The following is a 16,316-nucleotide window of genomic DNA, read 5'->3' on the forward strand; positions in this document are numbered from 1 at the left end:
GATGCTACTCTTTATCTGATTTCACGCGGCCGCGCTCCTCCTCTAGGCCAGTACTGCGCTTACGAGCGGCTTTCAGCTGTTGATTACCGAGCTTGTAGCTGAAGCTGGCCCGTAGCTGCCGGCTCTCTCCATAGCTCAGGAAGTTCACATCTAACTCCTGGTACCGCACTGTGCCGCGTTGTTTGTTCGAGAACAAGGCATCGTTTAGGCTCAGCCGCAACGTAGCCCGCTCATGCAGCAGAGTTTTCTGCAGGCCCAGGTTTAAAGCGCCAAACGCCTTGAAATTGATCAGCCCGTTCACGCCCGCCGTCTGGTAGTAGCCCGAGGCCTCAAACGTCACGCCCTGCGGTAGCTTCACGTTCGATTGGGCGTAGAAGGTGGCTGCCGTCCGCCCGTTCCGGTACGTGCTGCCCAAGTATTGACTCAAGTATTGATTGTAAAACACGTTCACGCCGGCATAGCCTGTCATCAGCTTGCCCAGGTTTAGTGGGAAGTTCAGGGTGGCGCTGTACCGCTCCAAATGATCCAGATTGGCCGACGTAGAGTACACGGCGCTGTCCTGGGTAGCCGTCACTAAACTAATAGCATCCCGCGTGCGGCTGTAGCCCAGCAGAAAGAACGGCTGCTTGTTGTAAGTCAGGGCCAGCTTGTAATTGTTAGTGAACTGCGGCTTCAGGAACGGATTACCGCGCTGGGAGGTGTAGGGGTCCAGGTACAGAATGCTCGGGTTCAGGTCTTGGTAGCTAGGCCTATCGATGCGCCGGCTGTAGGACAAGTTCAGCGCCACGGTTTTATACACGACTCTGTCAATACTCAGGCTCGGGAACAGCTGCCCGTACTGGCGCGCTACTCGCCGGCCATCGGCTTGCGATACGGCTAGGGTATTCGTCCACTCGCCCCGTAGGCCACCTTGCCAGCCAAAGCCTAAGTGCCGCCCTTCCGCCTGCGCATACCCCGCACGAATGCTTTCCGTGTACCGGAAGTCATCGTAGCGCTCTTGGTTGCCACCCGATAACTGCACAGTACTCGCAATGGTAGCTTGGCTAGCCTTCATGCCCGCCGAAACCTTCAGCCCCTCTCGTACTGGCCAGCGGTAATCCAGCTTCACCGAGTGTAGGCCTATACCCGTTAGCTGATCGTTCTGCAGCCGCTCTTGCCGGTTCTGCCGTTCGGCTGTCACCTCATTCACCAGCCGCCCATAGCTATCCGACTCATACCGCGAATAATCCACGTCTGCCGTTAGCTCTTGGCCTAGTGTATCCAGCAGTAGCTTATAGTTCACATTGGCCGCGTAAGAGTCAGTTGCCCGGCGCGTAGTATTCGTCGTCTGTACCCCCGTGCCGTTGTCTGCCACTGTCTGGTTCTGCCCGTTCACCTGGGTGCGGTTCGTGTAGAGATTCAGCAATAGGCCTACCGTCTGCCGGCGCGAAAGGCTATAATCCACCCCGGCTCGCAATGCTTGCACGTTGGCCGTGCGCGGCTGGTAGCTCGACTGCCGGTAGCTCCCCTCGGCTTCAGCAGCCCGCCGCTCCGTGTTCAGCTGCTCGTAGGTCTTGCGGTACGTAGAGCTATAGTTGCCGAACAGGTTGAGTTGCTTGGTGCGGTGATTTAGATCGAGTGTGCCGCTGCCCTTCCCAAAGCGACCATAGCCAGCAGCAGCCGTAATGGTGCCATTTGTACCTAAGTCAGCATTTTTCTTCAGGATAATATTGATGATACCCGCATTACCCGCGGCGTCGTGATTAGCATCGGGCTGGGTCAGTACTTCGATGCGCTCAATGCTGCTGCTCGGAAAATCCTTCAACACGCCCACCACATCGGTGTATTGGGTAGTTCTTCCGTCAATCTGAATTATAACGCCCTCACGCCCGGCCAAACTAATCCGGTTGCTCATCACCACTAGGCCCGGCACCTTCTGCAAGGCCTCCAGAGCCGTAGAGCCCGCCGTCAGGCTTCCCTCTACGTTCACTATCATCATGCCGGCTTGCATCTCCAGCAGCTGCTTACGCCCTACTACCTCCACGCCTTTTAGCTCCTGCGCTGCTGAGCCCAGTACAATGTTGGGCACTCGCAATGGCGTATTACCCACCGTAAAAATCTCGCTCCTCCCCTTCCCAAACCCCAACGCCGTTACAGCTACCCGGTACGCTCCTGCCCGAAGGCCCTTCATAGCATAGGCTCCCTGGTCATCGGCCTGCGCTGCCTGTGCCACTACGGAGTCTGTGGCTGTAAGTAAGGCTATGGAGGCAAAAGGCACTGGCCTGCGCTGCGCATCTATAACCTGTCCGCTCACTGAAGCTTGTTGTGCGAAGCTGGTGCCCAGAGCCACTAGCAAAAAAAGGAGAGTAAAGTAAGCTTTCATACCGTCGGGCTTTGAGTGAGAATACATCCAAAACACGCGCTATTCACCTGCTTACCTAGGCCACTTCTTTTATACTCCAGTAGAATCCCGACGAATTAGGCAAAATAGAGGATGAACCAAGTGCCATAAACATCACTTGTAGCTAGGCCACTTCCAATGTCTGGCTCCCCTTCTCCTTCTTCAGAAAGGGGACCGGGGATGAGGCGCCCCGCTAGAATGAAAAAAGGGACGCACCTTGCGGCACGTCCCTTTACAATTTCAGGAGTTGCTAACCTTACGAAGCAGCTTCTTCGTCAGCTTTAGCTTCGTCGCGAGTCTCGCCTTCTTCTACCATAGTGGTAGCAGTGTCAGCAGGAGCAGCGGTTTCAACTACAGCAGCAGGAGCTACAGCTTCGCCAGCAGGAGCATCAGCCTTCTTCTTACCGCGCGAACGACGGGTAGTAGTAGCTTTAGCTTCAACAGCAGTCTTGCTAGCCAGCAGCGTCTCGTTGAAGTCTACCAGCTCAATGATGCACATCTCGGCGTTGTCACCCAGACGGTTTTCGCTCAGCTTGATGATGCGGGTATAGCCACCTGGACGGGTACCGATTTTAGCGGATACCGTACCGAACAGCTCTTTCAAAGTCTCTTTGTTCTCCAGAACCGAGAAAACAAGACGACGCGAGTGCGTAGTGTCGCTCTTAGCTTTGGTCAGCAGGGGCTCAACGAACTTGCGCAGAGCTTTAGCTTTAGCAACCGTCGTGGTCACGCGCTTGTGCATGATCAGCGAAGAAGCCATGTTAGAAAGCATGGCATTGCGGTGCGAGGCCGTACGGCCGAGGTGGTTGATGGTTTTACCGTGACGCATAAAAAGAAATGAAGGTGTGGGCTTGCGAACGACGACCACGGCGGAAAGCTAGGCCTTCTCATTAGAACCGTCGTCCCTTGGGCTCACTGGTTAAGAGTGTGAAATTGGGAGTGCAAAGGTACTCAATACCTTGACACAAAAAAGGGGCTGAGATGAAATAGTGTCCTAGGCCACTTCTTCATTCTCAGCCCCTTCTTGAAACGAGATACTATTCTTCGTCGAGCTTGTACTTGCCCAGATCCATCCCGAAGGTCAGACCCTTTTCCTCTACGAGGTTTTCCAGCTCGGTCAGCGACTTCTTACCGAAGTTGCGGAACTTCATCATGTCAGCCATGTCCAGCTGCACCAGGTCACCGAGGGTTTTGATGTCGGCAGCCTTGAGGCAGTTGTAAGCGCGCACGCTCAGGTCCATATCCGCCAGCGGCGTCTTCAGAACCTTACGCATGTGCAGCGTTTCTTCATCCACGGTCTCTTCCTCTTCGGCCTTAGCCGTTTCGAAGGTCATGGTGCTGTCCGAGAACAGCATGAAGTGCTGAATGAGAATGTTGGCGGCACCTTTCAGTGCATCCTCCGGGTGAATAGAACCATCCGTGTGAATCTCAATGAGGAGCTTCTCATAGTCGGTTTTCTGTTCTACGCGGGTGTTTTCGATGCTGTACTTCACGTTTTTGATAGGCGTGAAGATGGCATCGATGGCAATCTGACCGAACACTTGGTCAGCAGGCTTATTCTCCTCTGCAGGAACGTAGCCACGGCCTTTCTGAATCGTGAATTCAAACTCCAGTTCGGTTGCTGGGTCCACGTTGCAAATCACCAGGTCCGGGTTCAGCACCTGGAAACCGTTGGTGAATTTGTTGATGTCACCCGCCGTGAACGTATCCTGGCCCTTTACACGAACCGTGATTTTGTCCTCAATAGCGTCGCTAACCTTTTTGAAGCGAACCTGCTTCAGGTTCAGGATGATTTCGGACATATCCTCAATCACCCCTTCGATGGTCATGAACTCATGCAGAACGCTGCTGGTGCGAACCGACGTAATGGCGTAGCCCTCCAGCGACGACAGCAGGATGCGGCGCAAAGCGTTGCCGATCGTGACGCCGTAGCCTTTCTCCAGCGGTTTAAATTCAAACGTTCCGTAGAAGTCGTCAGATTTCTCCATCACGACCTTCTCCGGCATTTGAAAAGCTAAGATTGACATAAGTGGGGCGGTTTGAAGTAGTGAATAGCAGGTAGTAAGAATGCGACTAAGCTAGCCTAATTCCTTACTACCTGCTACCCAAATCCATTTATAACAAAGGAAAAGTCGAAGCAGGAAAACGGCCCAGACTCCTGGGCCGCTTTCGTTATTACTTCGAGTAAAGCTCGACGATGAGCTGCTCCGTGATTTTCTCCGGAATCAGGTCACGCGAGGGGGCGTTCAGGAACTTGCCCACCATTTCTTTGCCGTCCCACTCCAGCCACGAGAAAGCGCGTGCATTGCGGGCGCTCAAGCTCGTAGTGATGGCCTCCAGCGACTTCGACTTCTCGCGAACGGCAACAACGTCACCAGCGCGGAGTTTGTACGAAGCAATGTTTACAACTTCACCGTTTACAGTGATGTGCTTATGCAGAACCAGCTGACGAGCAGCACGGCGCGTAGGAGCAATGCCCAAACGATAAACCGTGTTGTCCAGACGAGCTTCCAGCAGAGCCAGCAGGTTGTCGCCGGTGATGCCGGGCATGGTAGCAGCTTTGTGGAACAGGTTCTCAAACTGCTTCTCTAGTACACCGTACATGTACTTCACTTTCTGCTTCTCCATCAGCTGGACAGCGTACTCGCTTTGCTTCTTACGACGACCACGGCCGTGCTGGCCGGGAGGATATGCTTTTTTGGTGAGTGCCTTGCTTGGGCCGAAGATCGGCTCATTGAAGCGACGGGCAATCTTGGTTTTAGGACCAGTATAACGTGCCATTTCGGGGTTGTTGAGTGATGTGGGGGTTGAACCGCGCGTGTCGGGCTCCGGAGGCGCACCTTGCAGGGGAGTAAAGGCGCATCAGAAACCCGACACCGGTGGCCTAAAAAGGCCTGTTCAATAAACTAAACGCGACGACGTTTGGGGGGACGGCAGCCATTGTGGGGCAGCGGCGTCACGTCCTTAATGGTCGTTACCTCAATACCCACGTTACCCAGCGTACGAATAGCCGACTCACGGCCAGCGCCCGGACCCTTCACGAACACTTCAGCTTTGCGCATGCCCAGGTCATGAGCTACTTTGCCGCAGTCCGTAGCAGCCATCTGAGCTGCGTAGGGGGTGTTCTTCTTAGAACCCCGGAAACCCATCTTACCAGCCGAAGCCCAAGAAATTACTTGGCCATTGTTGTTGGTGATGGAAATGATGATGTTGTTGAACGAGGCCTTGATGTGAACCTGGCCTACTGGCTCAACAACGACAACGCGCTTCTTGGCTTTGTCTTTTCTCTTTTGTGCCATTTGGTTATCGCAAAAATCTGCGGGAGGTGTTGAAGTGTGCTCCCAACAACGGAAGCTACACTTCGATTCCCACTACGGTTTATTTAGTAGCCTTCTTCTTGCCAGCAACGGTCTTACGCTTGCCCTTACGGGTACGCGAGTTGTTCTTGGTACGCTGACCACGAACTGGCAGACCTTTGCGGTGACGCAGACCCCGGTAGCAACCGATGTCCATCAGGCGCTTAATGTTCAGCTGCACTTCTGAGCGCAGCACACCTTCGGTCTTAAACTCGGCGGCAATCACGCCGCGGATTTCGCCAGCCTCTGCTTCAGTCCAATCTTTCACCTTCTTGTTCAGGTCAACGCCTGCTTTGGTGAGGATTTGCTGGGCAGAAGGACGGCCAATGCCGAAAATGTAGGTCAGCGCGATTTCACCGCGCTTGTTGTCTGGGATATCTACCCCTGCAATACGAGCCATGTGCTTTTTTAAAAAGTCTGGTGCTACTACCCCTGACGCTGTTTGTAGCGGGGGTTCTTTTTGTTGATGACGTAAAGCTTGCCGTTGCGGCGAACTAGCTTACAGTCAACGCTACGCTTCTTAACGGAGGTTTTGACTTTCATGTCGTCAGATTATTTGTAACGGTACACAATTCGACCCTTCGACAAATCGTAGGGCGACATTTCGAGCTTAACCTTATCTCCCGGCAGAATTTTAATGTAGTGCATCCGCATCTTACCCGAAATGTGGGCAATCAGCTGGTGACCATTTTCCAGTTCCACTCGGAACATGGCATTGGAAAGGGCTTCCAGGATGACACCGTCCTGCTCAATGGAAGTTTGTTTGGCCATAAGGCTACTGTAAGGCTTTTTCTATGTATTCGAAGGAGGTTAATATTTCCGCCTTGTCTTTGCGAACAACAACTGTGTGTTCAAAGTGCGCCGAAGGCTTTAGGTCTTTGGTCCGGATAGTCCAGCCATCCTTTTCCTGTACCACGCTTTTAGTGCCTAGATTTACCATGGGCTCAATGGCAAGCGTCAGCCCGGTTTGCAGCTTCAGTCCCGCTCCACGTTTGCCGTAGTTAGGTACTTCAGGCCGCTCGTGCAGCTTCTTACCAATTCCGTGGCCGACTAGTTCCCTTACCACTCCGTAACCCTGCTTTTCAACGTGGTTCTGGATAGCAAAGCTGATGTCGCCCATCCGGTTACCAGCCACTGCCTGTTCAATACCCAGGTACAGCGACTTTTTGGTTTCCTCCAGTAACTTAAGCACCTCTGGTGCCACTTCCCCTACTGGGTAAGTGTAAGCGCTATCTGAATGATAGCCGTTAAGCAAGACGCCTGCGTCTACCGAGATAACATCTCCACTCTTTAAAGTGTAGTCTCCCGGAAAACCATGCACAACTACTGAGTTAGGAGAAATGCACAGGCTATATTCAAACCCATTGTACCCTTTGAAGGAAGGCTGCCCACCGTGGTCCCGGATAAACTCCTCCGCGCGCTGGTCTAGCTCTCGCGTCGTAATTCCCTCCCGAATCATGCCAGCTACCTCTCCGTGGGCTTGGGCTAGCACTTTCGCACTAGCCCGCATGAGCTCAATTTCTTCCTCTGTCTTATAAACAATCATGTTGCTAAGAAGCCAGGGCGATATTCTGTGAGCGGCCCCGCACTTTACCTGACTTCATCATGCCATCGTAGTGGCGCATGAGCAGGTAGCTCTTCACCTGATTCATAGTGTCTAGTACCACACCCACCATAATGATGAGAGAAGTACCACCATAGAACTGAGCAAATGGACGAGTAACACCCGCTACTGTAGCCAACGAAGGCAAGATAGCAATAGCTGCCAGTGCTACAGCACCAGGCAGAGTGATGCGAGTAAGCACTTCATCAATGTATTCCGAAGTATCACGTCCTGGTTTTACCCCAGGGATGAAACCACCACTGCGCTTTAGGTCGTCCGCAATCTGATTGGGGTTAACACTAATAGCAGTGTAGAAATACGTGAAGATGATAATGAGCAAACCGAACACTAGGTTGTATACCCAGTGGTTGGGCTGGAACCATGTACCAATAAGACCAGCAGTCTCACTGTCTTTGTTCCAAGCAGATGCTGCAATAGCAGGCACGAACATCAGCGACTGAGCGAAGATGATAGGCATTACGCCGGCAGCATTCACTTTCATCGGGATGTACTGGCGCTGCGAGCTTAGCTGCGCAGCACCACCTACCTGCTTAGCGTATTGCACCGGTATCTGGCGCACCGCTTGAGTCAGGATAATAACGGCCATTACAACTAAGAACAGCACGGCCAGCTCAATCAGGAAGATCAGCGAGCCACGCATGGTGCGAGCAGTTGCTTCACCAATCAGGGCACCGGGCAGACGAGATACAATCCCGATCATGATGATCATGGATATACCGTTTCCGATACCTTTATCAGTTATTTTTTCTCCTAGCCACATGCAAAACAATGTCCCAGCCGTAATAATTAGGGCTGTGGATATCGTGAAGAATGGACCAGGGTTGGTAATTGCCTCCGCATTGATCGTAGCAATAAATCCAATGGATTGTAGGGCTACAATCGGGATGGTTAGAACCCGAGTGTATTGGTTGATCTTCTTGCGACCTGACTCACCTTCCTTCTGTAGTTTCTGGAAGTAAGGCACCGCAATCGTGAGCAGTTGCAGCACGATTGAGGCTGAGATATATGGCATAATGCCCAGCGCGAATACCGAAGCATGGCTGAAAGCACCACCAAGAAGCGTATCTAGGATACCTAGTACTCCGCCAGTAGTAGCCTTCAGTCGATTCGGATCCACTCCGGGCAGCACCACGTAAGAACCCAGCCGATAGATGGCAATGAAGAAAAGCGTATTGAAGATCCGCATACGCAGATCTTCAATCGCAAAAATGTTCTTAATCGTGGTGATGAACTTGTTCATTGCCAATCAGGCTTAAAGCGTCACAGCTTTACCACCTGCTTTCTCAATAGCTTCAACAGCTGACTTAGAGAAAGCATGGGCATGTACTTCCAGAGCCTTGGTGATTTCACCACGACCTAGAACTTTGATCTTGGCATTCTTAGAAGCCAGACCAGCATTTACAAAGAAGTCTTTGTCAAGCGTAGTGGTGCTACCGTTTTCAGTCAGAGCAGCCAATACGTCCAAGTTAACAGCTTTGTATTCGACGCGGTTAATGTTGGTAAAACCAAACTTAGGTATGCGACGCTGGAGTGGCATTTGACCACCTTCGAAGCCCGACTTCTTGGAGTAACCCGAACGGGACTTGGCACCTTTGTGACCGCGCGTGGATGTGCCACCACGGCCGGAACCCGTACCACGACCTACGCGCTTCTCATTGCGGGTAGAGCCAACGGCGGGTTTGAGATTGCTGAGATTCATTTTCGGGAGATTCCTAAAGTTCGGTTACTTCCAACAGGTGCTTCACGGCGTTAACCATACCAGCAACCTGGGGCGTGTTTTCCACTTCCTTGGTGCTGCCGATTTTGCCTAGGCCTAGGGCCTTGATAGTGCGCTTCTGACGCTCGGGGCGGTCAATAACGCTCTTTACGAGTTTAATTTGGATCTGCGCCATCTGCTCTTAGCCGTTAAACACTTGGGAGAGAGTGATGCCACGAGCCTGTGCAATCTGCATAGGGTCGCGCATTTTCAGAAGGGCATCGAAAGTAGCCTTTACCACGTTGTGGGGGTTAGACGAGCCTTTCGACTTTGCAAGCACATCCTTGATACCAGCGCTTTCGAAAACAGCGCGCATAGCACCACCTGCAATTACACCCGTACCAGCAGCAGCAGGCTGAACCAGCACGAAACCACCAGAGTACTTACCTTCCATCACGTGAGGAACCGTGTGCTTGTACAGCGGAACCTTTACGAGGTTTTTCTTAGCGTCGTCAATGCCTTTAGCAATGGCGTCGGTTACTTCGTTGGCTTTGCCTAGGCCATAGCCTACGGTGCCGTTGCCGTCACCTACTACTACGATAGCCGAGAAGCTGAAGCGACGACCGCCCTTTACTACTTTGGCTACGCGGTTGATAGCAACAACCTTTTCTTTCAGATCGGAATCACCAGTGCGCGACTGGTCATTGTTACGGTCATTGCCGCGACGGTCATTGCCACCACCACGACGGTCATTGCCGCCGCCACGGTTATCGCCGCTACCACCACGGTTGCCGGTGTTAAATTCTGCCATGATGATTTAGAAATTGAGGCCGCCTTCGCGGGCTCCTTCTGCCAATGATTTTACGCGGCCGTGGTAGAGGTAACCGGAACGGTCAAATACCACTTTCGAAATTCCTTTTCCTGTAGCACGGGCAGCAAGTTCTTTGCCGACTGCGGCAGCGAGGGCTACTCCGTTGCCCCCTTCCACCGAAACGTGCTTCGAGGAAGCAGACGCCAGCGTGTGACCAGTCGTGTCGTCAATAATCTGAGCATAGATGCCCGTATTGCTGCGGAACACTGACAAACGCGGACGCTCGGACGTGCCAGCCACCTTAGTGCGGATGATGCGCTGGATCCGTTTTCTTCTAGTTGCTTTATCGAAAGCCATGGTGTGATGTTATTTCGAAGCCGTTTTACCAGCCTTACGACGAATCTGCTCACCCACGAAGCGCACGCCTTTGCCTTTGTAAGGCTCAACTTTGCGCAACGAGCGAATCTTGGCGGCCACCTGGCCTAGCAGTTGCTTATCAATGCTAGTCAGCGTAACAATAGGGTTCTTACCCTTTTCCGTTACAGCCGTTGCAGTTACTTCCTTAGGCAGAGCCAGGAAGATGTTGTGCGAGTAACCCAGAGAAAGTTCGAGGGTGGTACCAGCCATAGCGGCTTTGTAACCTACACCTACCAGCTCCAGCTTCTCTTCCAGACCGTTGCTAACACCGCTAACAGCGTTGTTCAGCAGCGAGCGGTACAGGCCGTGCATAGCCTTGTGACGCTTCTGCTCGGTCGGACGCGTTACCACTAACTGGCCATCTTCGATAGCTAAGGTGATGTCGCGGTCAACTGGAACCACCAGGGTACCCTTCGGACCCTTCACGGTTACCGTGTTTTCGTTGCTCACTTCAACCTGCACGTTGGCGGGCAGGCTGATGGGCAGTTTACCAATGCGTGACATAGTCTCGTTTTCCTTTCAGATTAGTAGACGTAGCACAGCACTTCGCCGCCCACGTTCTCGGCTTTCGCCTCTTTCTCCGTCATTACGCCCTTCGACGTCGACAGAATTGCAACACCCAGACCGCTCAATACGCGGGGCAGGTTCTCTACGTGAGCGTACTTACGCAGACCGGGAGTGCTCACGCGCTCCAGCTTCGTAATAGCAGACTGCTTCGTAGCGGGGTTGTACTTCAGCGCGATTTTAATCGTGCCCTGTACAGCGCTGTCATCAAAACGGTAGCTCTGAATGTAGCCCTTTTTGTAAAGCACCTTCGTAATCTCCTTTTTGATGTTGCTGGCCGGGATTTCTACTACCCGGTGGTTTGCCTTGATGGCATTGCGTACCCGGGTCAGGTAGTCGGCAATTGGATCTGTATTCATTTCTGTAGAAAAGAGGCGCCCATTTTTAGGGAGCCGCAAAGATAGGAAAATTTCGCCGCCACGGAAAGTGGCGACGAAATTTTCGGTTAAGACTACTTGGCTCGACTTACTTAGGCTCGGCCAATGGTTTCTTTCGGCAACCTGCCAAATAGAACTGCCTGATAAATTTATCCAGCAGCAACAGCTGTATTACCAGCTGGACTTCGTTACACCGGGGATTTTGCCGGCTAGAGCCATCTCGCGGAAACGTACCCGGCTAATGCCGAACTTACGCATGTAACCACGGGGGCGACCGTCAATCTTGTCACGGTTGTGCAGACGCACGGGTGACGAGTTTCGGGGCAGCTTGTCCAGACCTTCTAGGTCACCAGCAGCTTTGAGGGCTTTACGCTTCTCAGCGTAGCGAGCTACTAGAGCGATGCGCTTCCGCTCGCGGGCTTTGATGGATTCCTTAGCCATTAGCTTTGTTTCTTAGCGTTAGCGAACGGCATACCAAAAGCTTTCAGCAGCTCATAGCTCTGCTCGTCGTTTTCAGCGGTCGTTACGAAGGTGATGTCCATACCAGAAATCGATTTGATCTTATCGATCGAAATCTCTGGGAAGATGATTTGCTCTTTGATGCCCAAGGTATAGTTACCACGGCCATCGAAGCCTTTGTCGTTGATGCCTTTGAAGTCACGAACGCGGGGCAGAGCAATTGTCAGCAGACGGTCCATAAATTCATACATCTGCTCACCACGCAGGGTAACGCGGGCGCCGATGGGCATGCCTTCACGCAGTTTAAAGTTCGACACCGAACGCTTAGCGATAGTGGCAACGGCCTTCTGACCAGCGATGGTCGTCAGTTCGTCAACACCATTATCTACCAGCTTCTTATCGGCAACGGCTGCGCCAATACCGCGGTTGATGCAGATCTTGGTGATGCGTGGTACCTGCATGATGCTCTTGAACTGGAATTTCTCCTGGAGCGCGGGTACTACTTCTTTTTTGTATTTGTCTTTGAGTCGAGCCATGGTCGTAGAGCGGATTAGGCGTTGGTCGAATCAGCACGCTTCACGTTACTCACGTGAATTGGTGACTCGATCTTGGTGATGCCGCCCTGGGGATTCTTAGCACTGGGTTTGTTGTGCTTAGTTACCAGGTTTAGGCCTTCCACGATAACACGCTGCGTAGAACGGTTCACCGACTTAATCACACCGGTTTTGCCTTTCTCGTCACCAGCAATCACCAGAACGGTGTCACCAGTTTTCACATGCAGTTTCGCGGGCGTTGCTTTCGTTTTCGTTGCCATTGCTTAGAGAACTTCAGGAGCCAGCGAAACGATCTTCATGAACTGCTTCTCGCGAAGTTCACGGGCCACGGGGCCGAAGATGCGGGTACCGCGGGGCTCGTCGTTATTATTGAGCAGTACGGCGGCGTTGTCGTCGAAACGAATGTAGGAGCCGTCCTTACGACGTACTTCCTTCTTCGTACGAACTACAACAGCCTTCGATACAGTGCCTTTTTTGGCGTTGCCGGAAGGAATAGCCGACTTGATTGCTACTACAATCTTGTCGCCTACGCTGGCGTATTTCTTGCCCGTGCCACCGAGGACACGAATGCAGAGAACTTCTTTGGCGCCGCTGTTATCAGCGACGGTCAGACGGGATTCTTGCTGTATCATCTTACTTGGCGCGTTCTACGATTTCTACCAGTCTCCACCGCTTGTTTTTGCTCAGCGGACGGGTCGACATGATGCGAACCGTATCGCCTTCGCCGCATTCGTTATTCTCGTCGTGAGCCATGAACTTGGTCGACTTGGTAACGAACTTGCCGTAGATGGGGTGTTTCATTTTGCTTTCCACAACTACCGTGATGGACTTATCCATCTTGGAGGAGGAAACGCGGCCGATGATTTCTTTACGCAGGTTCCGCTCGGTTGCGGTCGTTGCCTGCTGTTCTTCGTTGCTTGCCATCGTTAGTTAGCAGTGTTAGTTGCCTGCTCGTTCTCGCGACGCTTCAACTCGGTCAGCAGACGGGCGACATTTTTGCGGGCTTGCTTCAGACGAATCGGATTCTCCAGGGGAGAAATAGCGTGCGCAAAACGCATGCTCTGGCCGTTAGTCTGCTCAGCTTTAATCTGGTTTTTGAGGTCCTCTAGCGAGAGGGCACGGATTTCAGCGTTCTTCATCTTACTTGTTTTCTACGTAGTCGCGACGAACAACAAATGAAGTCCGAACCGGCAGCTTCTGAGCAGCCAGACGTAGCGACTCTTGTGCTACTTCCAGGCTAACGCCATCTGATTCGAACATGATGGTACCGGGCTTCACTACGGCTACCCAATACTCGGGCGAACCTTTACCCTTACCCATCCGCACTTCAGCAGGCTTCTTGGTGATCGGCTTATCAGGGAAAATGCGGATCCAAACTTGACCTTCGCGTTTCATGGCGCGGGTCATGGCAATACGGGCAGCCTCAATCTGGCGAGCCGTAATCCATGCCTGTTCCAGCGACTTGATAGCGAACGAACCGAAGTCAATGGAGCTGCCGCGGTGGGCTAAGCCATGCACGCGACCCTTTTGCATCTTGCGATACTTGGTCCTTTTCGGTTGTAACATGATTTATCTTGAATTGAAATTCGAAAGAAGAGAAAAAGGCTAGCGACGCGGAGCACCGCCACCCTGGCCGCCACGGTTCTGGCCACCGCCGCCACCGCGACGCTGTCCACCACCTTGACCACCACGGTTATCACCGCCACGGCCTTCGCCACCACGGTCATTCCGGTCACGACGTGGGCCACGGTCACCACCACGGTCGCCACGCTCACCACGTGGGCCACGGTCGTTGCCACGGCTCTCGCCACCTTGGTTAGCGGGAACTTGGTTAGGCGACAAGTCGGGCTTGCCGAACACTTCACCACGCATTACCCACACCTTGATGCCGATTTTGCCATACACAGTTTGTGCTTCCGACAGAGCGTAGTCGATGTCAGCGCGCAGCGTGTGCAACGGAGTGCGGCCTTCTTTGTACTGCTCGGAACGAGCAATTTCAGCACCGCCCAAACGACCACCGCACTGGATCTTGATGCCTTCGGCACCAACGCGGATAGCAGCCTGGATGGCCATCTTCATAGCGCGACGGAACGAGATACGAGCCTGGAGCTGCTGAGCAATGCTCTCACCTACCAGTTTAGCATCAAGCTCAGGACGCTTAATTTCGAAGATGTTGATCTGAACGTCTTTGCCGGTGATCTGCTTCAGCTCGTCCTTGATCTTGTCAACTTCAGCACCACCCTTACCGATTACTACACCCGGACGAGCCGTGTTGATAGTGATAGTGACGCGCTTCAGTGTGCGCTCGATAACGATGCGGCTGATGCCACCTTTCGGGATACGAGCGTTGATGTATTTGCGGATTTTTTCGTCCTCAACCAGCTTGTCGGCAAAGTCCTTGCCGCCGTACCAGTTCGAGTCCCATCCTTTGATGACGCCCAGACGGAAGCCAACCGGATTTACTTTCTGTCCCATAGTGCTTATGCGGTGGCTTCTGCCGTGGTTTCAGTGGATTTCTTAGCGGAGCTACGACGAGTCTTCTTCGGAGCAGCTTCGGCGGTAGTGGCGGCGGGCTTGGTCTCAGCAGCTTGCAGAGCGGCAGCTTTGCTGCCCAGCGGTGCTACTTTCGAATCAATCACCAACGTCACGTGGTTGCTACGCTTGCGGATGCGGTGACCACGGCCCTGAGGGGCAGGACGCAGACGCTTCAGCTGGCGACCTTCATCCACGAAAATCTCTTTGATGTAGAGGTTCGCATCTTCGATACGCTCGTCTTCGTTTTTCTGCTGCCAGTTGGCCAGAGCCGACAGGAGCAGCTTTTCGATGCGAGCAGCGCCCGAGTTAGCCTCGAACTTCAGCAGGCCGAGAGCACGGGTCACTTTCTGACCGCGCACCAGGTTGGCTACCAACCGCATCTTGCGCGGCGAGGTAGGCACGTTACGGAGTTTAGCTACTGCTTCCATTCTTAGCGCTTGCCTTTATCTTTCTTGGCAATGTGGCCGCGGAAGTTACGGGTCGGGGCAAACTCACCGAGTTTGTGTCCTACCATGTTCTCCGTCACATATACCGGGATGAACTTATTGCCGTTGTGCACGGCGAAGGTGTGGCCTACGAAGTCCGGAGAAATCATCGAGCGGCGAGACCAGGTCTTCACCACCGACTTTTTGCCGGTTTCTTCCATTGCCGTTACTTTCTTCTCGAGCCGGAAGTCAATGTACGGCCCTTTTTTTAGTGAACGTGCCATTGATTACTTCTTGCCTTTACGGTTAACGATGAGCTGCTCGGAGTACTTGTTCTTGTTGCGGGTCTTCTGACCTTTAGCGAAGATGCCGTTACGGCTGCGTGGGTGACCACCCGACGACTTACCTTCACCACCACCCATTGGGTGATCGACAGGGTTCATTGCAACACCACGAACGCGTGGACGACGACCCAACCAACGGTTACGGCCGGCTTTGCCGAGACGTACGTTCATGTGGTCACCATTCGACACAGTACCAACCGTAGCCATGCAGGTAACGAGTACCATGCGCATCTCGCCGGAAGGCAGTTTCAGGGTGGCGTATTTGTCTTCGCGGGCTACCAACTGAGCGTACGTTCCAGCCGACCGAGCCATAGCTGCACCGTTGCCGGGCATTAACTCAATGTTGTGGACGATAGTTCCCAGCGGAATCTCGCGGAGGGGAAGGGCATTGCCTACTTCCGGGGCCACACCCGTACCCGACACTACAGTTGCACCTACGGTTACACCGGCAGGAGCAATGATGTAGCGCTTTTCACCGTCGGCGTAGCTCAGCAGAGCGATACGAGCCGTGCGGTTAGGGTCGTACTCAATCGTCTTCACCGTAGCTGGAACACCAGCTTTGTCACGCTTGAAGTCGATGATACGATACTTGGCTTTATGTCCACCGCCGATGTAGCGGTTAGACATTTTGCCCGAGTTGTTACGGCCACCGGAGTTTTTCATGGGTGCCAACAGCGACTTCTCCGGCGTCGACGCAGTAATCTCGTCGAAGGCCGGTGCAATGCGGAAGCGCTGACCCGGTGATGTTGGTCTTAGTTTTTTGAGTGCCATTAC

At 53.1% G+C, this 16,316-nt stretch carries 26 protein-coding genes and 1 pseudogene; all 27 read right to left on the reverse strand.

What is annotated here, in order from left to right; translation table 11 throughout:
- Positions 1-4: 4 nt before the first annotated feature.
- On the reverse strand, positions 5-2,362 hold the full coding sequence (locus EU557_RS07210; RefSeq protein ID WP_167855118.1) for an outer membrane beta-barrel family protein: 2,358 nt from the start codon (positions 2,360-2,362) through the stop codon (positions 5-7).
- 274 nt (positions 2,363-2,636) lie between these two features.
- Positions 2,637-3,209, reverse strand: a complete 573-nt coding sequence (gene rplQ, locus EU557_RS07215) for a 50S ribosomal protein L17 (protein ID WP_135529753.1) — start codon at positions 3,207-3,209, stop codon at positions 2,637-2,639.
- Positions 3,210-3,417: 208 nt separating this feature from the next.
- Positions 3,418-4,407: a DNA-directed RNA polymerase subunit alpha gene (locus tag EU557_RS07220; protein WP_135431283.1), complete on the reverse strand. Its 990-nt coding sequence runs from the start codon at positions 4,405-4,407 to the stop codon at positions 3,418-3,420.
- Positions 4,408-4,555: 148 nt separating this feature from the next.
- Positions 4,556-5,161, reverse strand: a complete 606-nt coding sequence (rpsD, locus tag EU557_RS07225) for a 30S ribosomal protein S4 (RefSeq protein WP_135529754.1) — start codon at positions 5,159-5,161, stop codon at positions 4,556-4,558.
- Positions 5,162-5,286: 125 nt separating this feature from the next.
- On the reverse strand, positions 5,287-5,679 hold the full coding sequence (gene rpsK, locus EU557_RS07230) for a 30S ribosomal protein S11 (protein ID WP_022822149.1): 393 nt from the start codon (positions 5,677-5,679) through the stop codon (positions 5,287-5,289).
- Positions 5,680-5,758: 79 nt separating this feature from the next.
- Positions 5,759-6,136 carry a 30S ribosomal protein S13 gene (gene rpsM, locus EU557_RS07235; protein ID WP_022822148.1) on the reverse strand — a complete coding sequence of 126 codons (378 nt, stop codon included), beginning with the start codon at positions 6,134-6,136 and terminating at the stop codon, positions 5,759-5,761.
- Positions 6,137-6,162: 26 nt separating this feature from the next.
- Entirely contained in the window at positions 6,163-6,279 is a 117-nt protein-coding gene (rpmJ, locus tag EU557_RS07240; RefSeq protein WP_044016053.1) for a 50S ribosomal protein L36, read from the reverse strand.
- A 9-nt stretch (positions 6,280-6,288) separates the two neighbouring features.
- Positions 6,289-6,507, reverse strand: coding sequence for a translation initiation factor IF-1 (gene infA, locus EU557_RS07245; protein WP_022822146.1), 219 nt, complete (start codon positions 6,505-6,507; stop codon positions 6,289-6,291).
- Positions 6,508-6,511: 4 nt separating this feature from the next.
- A complete protein-coding gene (map, locus tag EU557_RS07250) occupies positions 6,512-7,282 on the reverse strand; it encodes a type I methionyl aminopeptidase (protein ID WP_135529755.1) in 771 nt (256 codons plus the stop codon).
- Between the two features lie 4 nt (positions 7,283-7,286).
- Positions 7,287-8,600, reverse strand: a complete 1,314-nt coding sequence (gene secY / locus EU557_RS07255; protein ID WP_135529756.1) for a preprotein translocase subunit SecY — start codon at positions 8,598-8,600, stop codon at positions 7,287-7,289.
- Between the two features lie 12 nt (positions 8,601-8,612).
- The gene (rplO, locus tag EU557_RS07260; protein WP_135529757.1) at positions 8,613-9,059 is read right to left on the reverse strand and encodes a 50S ribosomal protein L15; all 447 of its coding nucleotides are present in this window, start codon (positions 9,057-9,059) and stop codon (positions 8,613-8,615) included.
- A gap of 13 nt (positions 9,060-9,072) precedes the next feature.
- A complete protein-coding gene (rpmD, locus tag EU557_RS07265) occupies positions 9,073-9,252 on the reverse strand; it encodes a 50S ribosomal protein L30 (protein ID WP_135431273.1) in 180 nt (59 codons plus the stop codon).
- Between the two features lie 6 nt (positions 9,253-9,258).
- Positions 9,259-9,867 carry a 30S ribosomal protein S5 gene (rpsE, locus tag EU557_RS07270; protein WP_171590255.1) on the reverse strand — a complete coding sequence of 203 codons (609 nt, stop codon included), beginning with the start codon at positions 9,865-9,867 and terminating at the stop codon, positions 9,259-9,261.
- Positions 9,868-9,873: 6 nt separating this feature from the next.
- Positions 9,874-10,224, reverse strand: coding sequence for a 50S ribosomal protein L18 (gene rplR, locus EU557_RS07275; protein ID WP_044003239.1), 351 nt, complete (start codon positions 10,222-10,224; stop codon positions 9,874-9,876).
- 9 nt (positions 10,225-10,233) lie between these two features.
- Positions 10,234-10,788 carry a 50S ribosomal protein L6 gene (gene rplF / locus EU557_RS07280; RefSeq protein ID WP_135529758.1) on the reverse strand — a complete coding sequence of 185 codons (555 nt, stop codon included), beginning with the start codon at positions 10,786-10,788 and terminating at the stop codon, positions 10,234-10,236.
- A gap of 20 nt (positions 10,789-10,808) precedes the next feature.
- Positions 10,809-11,207 carry a 30S ribosomal protein S8 gene (gene rpsH / locus EU557_RS07285; RefSeq protein WP_135431267.1) on the reverse strand — a complete coding sequence of 133 codons (399 nt, stop codon included), beginning with the start codon at positions 11,205-11,207 and terminating at the stop codon, positions 10,809-10,811.
- Between the two features lie 189 nt (positions 11,208-11,396).
- Complete coding sequence (rpsN, locus tag EU557_RS07290) at positions 11,397-11,666, reverse strand: 30S ribosomal protein S14 (protein WP_135431265.1); 270 nt, start codon at positions 11,664-11,666, stop codon at positions 11,397-11,399.
- Positions 11,666-12,220 carry a 50S ribosomal protein L5 gene (rplE, locus tag EU557_RS07295; protein WP_135529759.1) on the reverse strand — a complete coding sequence of 185 codons (555 nt, stop codon included), beginning with the start codon at positions 12,218-12,220 and terminating at the stop codon, positions 11,666-11,668. The genes rpsN and rplE overlap by 1 nt, the downstream gene beginning before the upstream one ends.
- A gap of 29 nt (positions 12,221-12,249) precedes the next feature.
- Positions 12,250-12,498 (reverse strand): annotated as a pseudogene (rplX, locus tag EU557_RS07300) (50S ribosomal protein L24); the annotation flags it as partial.
- Between the two features lie 3 nt (positions 12,499-12,501).
- Entirely contained in the window at positions 12,502-12,870 is a 369-nt protein-coding gene (gene rplN, locus EU557_RS07305) for a 50S ribosomal protein L14 (RefSeq protein ID WP_044003245.1), read from the reverse strand.
- A gap of 1 nt (position 12,871) precedes the next feature.
- Entirely contained in the window at positions 12,872-13,162 is a 291-nt protein-coding gene (gene rpsQ, locus EU557_RS07310) for a 30S ribosomal protein S17 (protein ID WP_088844269.1), read from the reverse strand.
- Positions 13,163-13,164: 2 nt separating this feature from the next.
- A complete protein-coding gene (gene rpmC / locus EU557_RS07315; RefSeq protein WP_135431257.1) occupies positions 13,165-13,377 on the reverse strand; it encodes a 50S ribosomal protein L29 in 213 nt (70 codons plus the stop codon).
- Between the two features lies 1 nt (position 13,378).
- Positions 13,379-13,804, reverse strand: a complete 426-nt coding sequence (gene rplP / locus EU557_RS07320) for a 50S ribosomal protein L16 (protein WP_135431255.1) — start codon at positions 13,802-13,804, stop codon at positions 13,379-13,381.
- A gap of 39 nt (positions 13,805-13,843) precedes the next feature.
- Positions 13,844-14,713, reverse strand: coding sequence for a 30S ribosomal protein S3 (gene rpsC, locus EU557_RS07325; protein WP_135529760.1), 870 nt, complete (start codon positions 14,711-14,713; stop codon positions 13,844-13,846).
- A gap of 5 nt (positions 14,714-14,718) precedes the next feature.
- Positions 14,719-15,201, reverse strand: coding sequence for a 50S ribosomal protein L22 (gene rplV, locus EU557_RS07330; protein WP_135431251.1), 483 nt, complete (start codon positions 15,199-15,201; stop codon positions 14,719-14,721).
- Positions 15,202-15,203: 2 nt separating this feature from the next.
- The gene (rpsS, locus tag EU557_RS07335; RefSeq protein WP_088844274.1) at positions 15,204-15,482 is read right to left on the reverse strand and encodes a 30S ribosomal protein S19; all 279 of its coding nucleotides are present in this window, start codon (positions 15,480-15,482) and stop codon (positions 15,204-15,206) included.
- A 3-nt stretch (positions 15,483-15,485) separates the two neighbouring features.
- On the reverse strand, positions 15,486-16,313 hold the full coding sequence (rplB, locus tag EU557_RS07340; RefSeq protein ID WP_135431249.1) for a 50S ribosomal protein L2: 828 nt from the start codon (positions 16,311-16,313) through the stop codon (positions 15,486-15,488).
- Between the last annotated feature and the right edge of the window lie 3 nt (positions 16,314-16,316).

The organism is Hymenobacter wooponensis (assembly GCF_004745865.1).
GTDB classification, from domain to species: Bacteria; Bacteroidota; Bacteroidia; order Cytophagales; family Hymenobacteraceae; genus Hymenobacter; species Hymenobacter wooponensis.

Excerpts from the sequence above, each read along its gene's own strand:
- EU557_RS07210 (WP_167855118.1), bottom strand. The coding sequence starts at position 2,362 with ATGAAAGCTTACTTTACTCTCCTTTTTTTGCTAGTGGCTCTGGGCACC.
- rplQ (WP_135529753.1), bottom strand. The coding sequence starts at position 3,209 with ATGCGTCACGGTAAAACCATCAACCACCTCGGCCGTACGGCCTCGCAC.
- EU557_RS07220 (WP_135431283.1), bottom strand. The coding sequence starts at position 4,407 with ATGTCAATCTTAGCTTTTCAAATGCCGGAGAAGGTCGTGATGGAGAAA.
- rpsD (WP_135529754.1), bottom strand. The coding sequence starts at position 5,161 with ATGGCACGTTATACTGGTCCTAAAACCAAGATTGCCCGTCGCTTCAAT.
- rpsK (WP_022822149.1), bottom strand. The coding sequence starts at position 5,679 with ATGGCACAAAAGAGAAAAGACAAAGCCAAGAAGCGCGTTGTCGTTGTT.
- rpsM (WP_022822148.1), bottom strand. The coding sequence starts at position 6,136 with ATGGCTCGTATTGCAGGGGTAGATATCCCAGACAACAAGCGCGGTGAA.
- rpmJ (WP_044016053.1), bottom strand. The coding sequence starts at position 6,279 with ATGAAAGTCAAAACCTCCGTTAAGAAGCGTAGCGTTGACTGTAAGCTA.
- infA (WP_022822146.1), bottom strand. The coding sequence starts at position 6,507 with ATGGCCAAACAAACTTCCATTGAGCAGGACGGTGTCATCCTGGAAGCC.
- map (WP_135529755.1), bottom strand. The coding sequence starts at position 7,282 with ATGATTGTTTATAAGACAGAGGAAGAAATTGAGCTCATGCGGGCTAGT.
- secY (WP_135529756.1), bottom strand. The coding sequence starts at position 8,600 with ATGAACAAGTTCATCACCACGATTAAGAACATTTTTGCGATTGAAGAT.
- rplO (WP_135529757.1), bottom strand. The coding sequence starts at position 9,059 with ATGAATCTCAGCAATCTCAAACCCGCCGTTGGCTCTACCCGCAATGAG.
- rpmD (WP_135431273.1), bottom strand. The coding sequence starts at position 9,252 with ATGGCGCAGATCCAAATTAAACTCGTAAAGAGCGTTATTGACCGCCCC.
- rpsE (WP_171590255.1), bottom strand. The coding sequence starts at position 9,867 with ATGGCAGAATTTAACACCGGCAACCGTGGTGGTAGCGGCGATAACCGT.
- rplR (WP_044003239.1), bottom strand. The coding sequence starts at position 10,224 with ATGGCTTTCGATAAAGCAACTAGAAGAAAACGGATCCAGCGCATCATC.
- rplF (WP_135529758.1), bottom strand. The coding sequence starts at position 10,788 with ATGTCACGCATTGGTAAACTGCCCATCAGCCTGCCCGCCAACGTGCAG.
- rpsH (WP_135431267.1), bottom strand. The coding sequence starts at position 11,207 with ATGAATACAGATCCAATTGCCGACTACCTGACCCGGGTACGCAATGCC.
- rpsN (WP_135431265.1), bottom strand. The coding sequence starts at position 11,666 with ATGGCTAAGGAATCCATCAAAGCCCGCGAGCGGAAGCGCATCGCTCTA.
- rplE (WP_135529759.1), bottom strand. The coding sequence starts at position 12,220 with ATGGCTCGACTCAAAGACAAATACAAAAAAGAAGTAGTACCCGCGCTC.
- rplN (WP_044003245.1), bottom strand. The coding sequence starts at position 12,870 with ATGATACAGCAAGAATCCCGTCTGACCGTCGCTGATAACAGCGGCGCC.
- rpsQ (WP_088844269.1), bottom strand. The coding sequence starts at position 13,162 with ATGGCAAGCAACGAAGAACAGCAGGCAACGACCGCAACCGAGCGGAAC.
- rpmC (WP_135431257.1), bottom strand. The coding sequence starts at position 13,377 with ATGAAGAACGCTGAAATCCGTGCCCTCTCGCTAGAGGACCTCAAAAAC.
- rplP (WP_135431255.1), bottom strand. The coding sequence starts at position 13,804 with ATGTTACAACCGAAAAGGACCAAGTATCGCAAGATGCAAAAGGGTCGC.
- rpsC (WP_135529760.1), bottom strand. The coding sequence starts at position 14,713 with ATGGGACAGAAAGTAAATCCGGTTGGCTTCCGTCTGGGCGTCATCAAA.
- rplV (WP_135431251.1), bottom strand. The coding sequence starts at position 15,201 with ATGGAAGCAGTAGCTAAACTCCGTAACGTGCCTACCTCGCCGCGCAAG.
- rpsS (WP_088844274.1), bottom strand. The coding sequence starts at position 15,482 with ATGGCACGTTCACTAAAAAAAGGGCCGTACATTGACTTCCGGCTCGAG.
- rplB (WP_135431249.1), bottom strand. The coding sequence starts at position 16,313 with ATGGCACTCAAAAAACTAAGACCAACATCACCGGGTCAGCGCTTCCGC.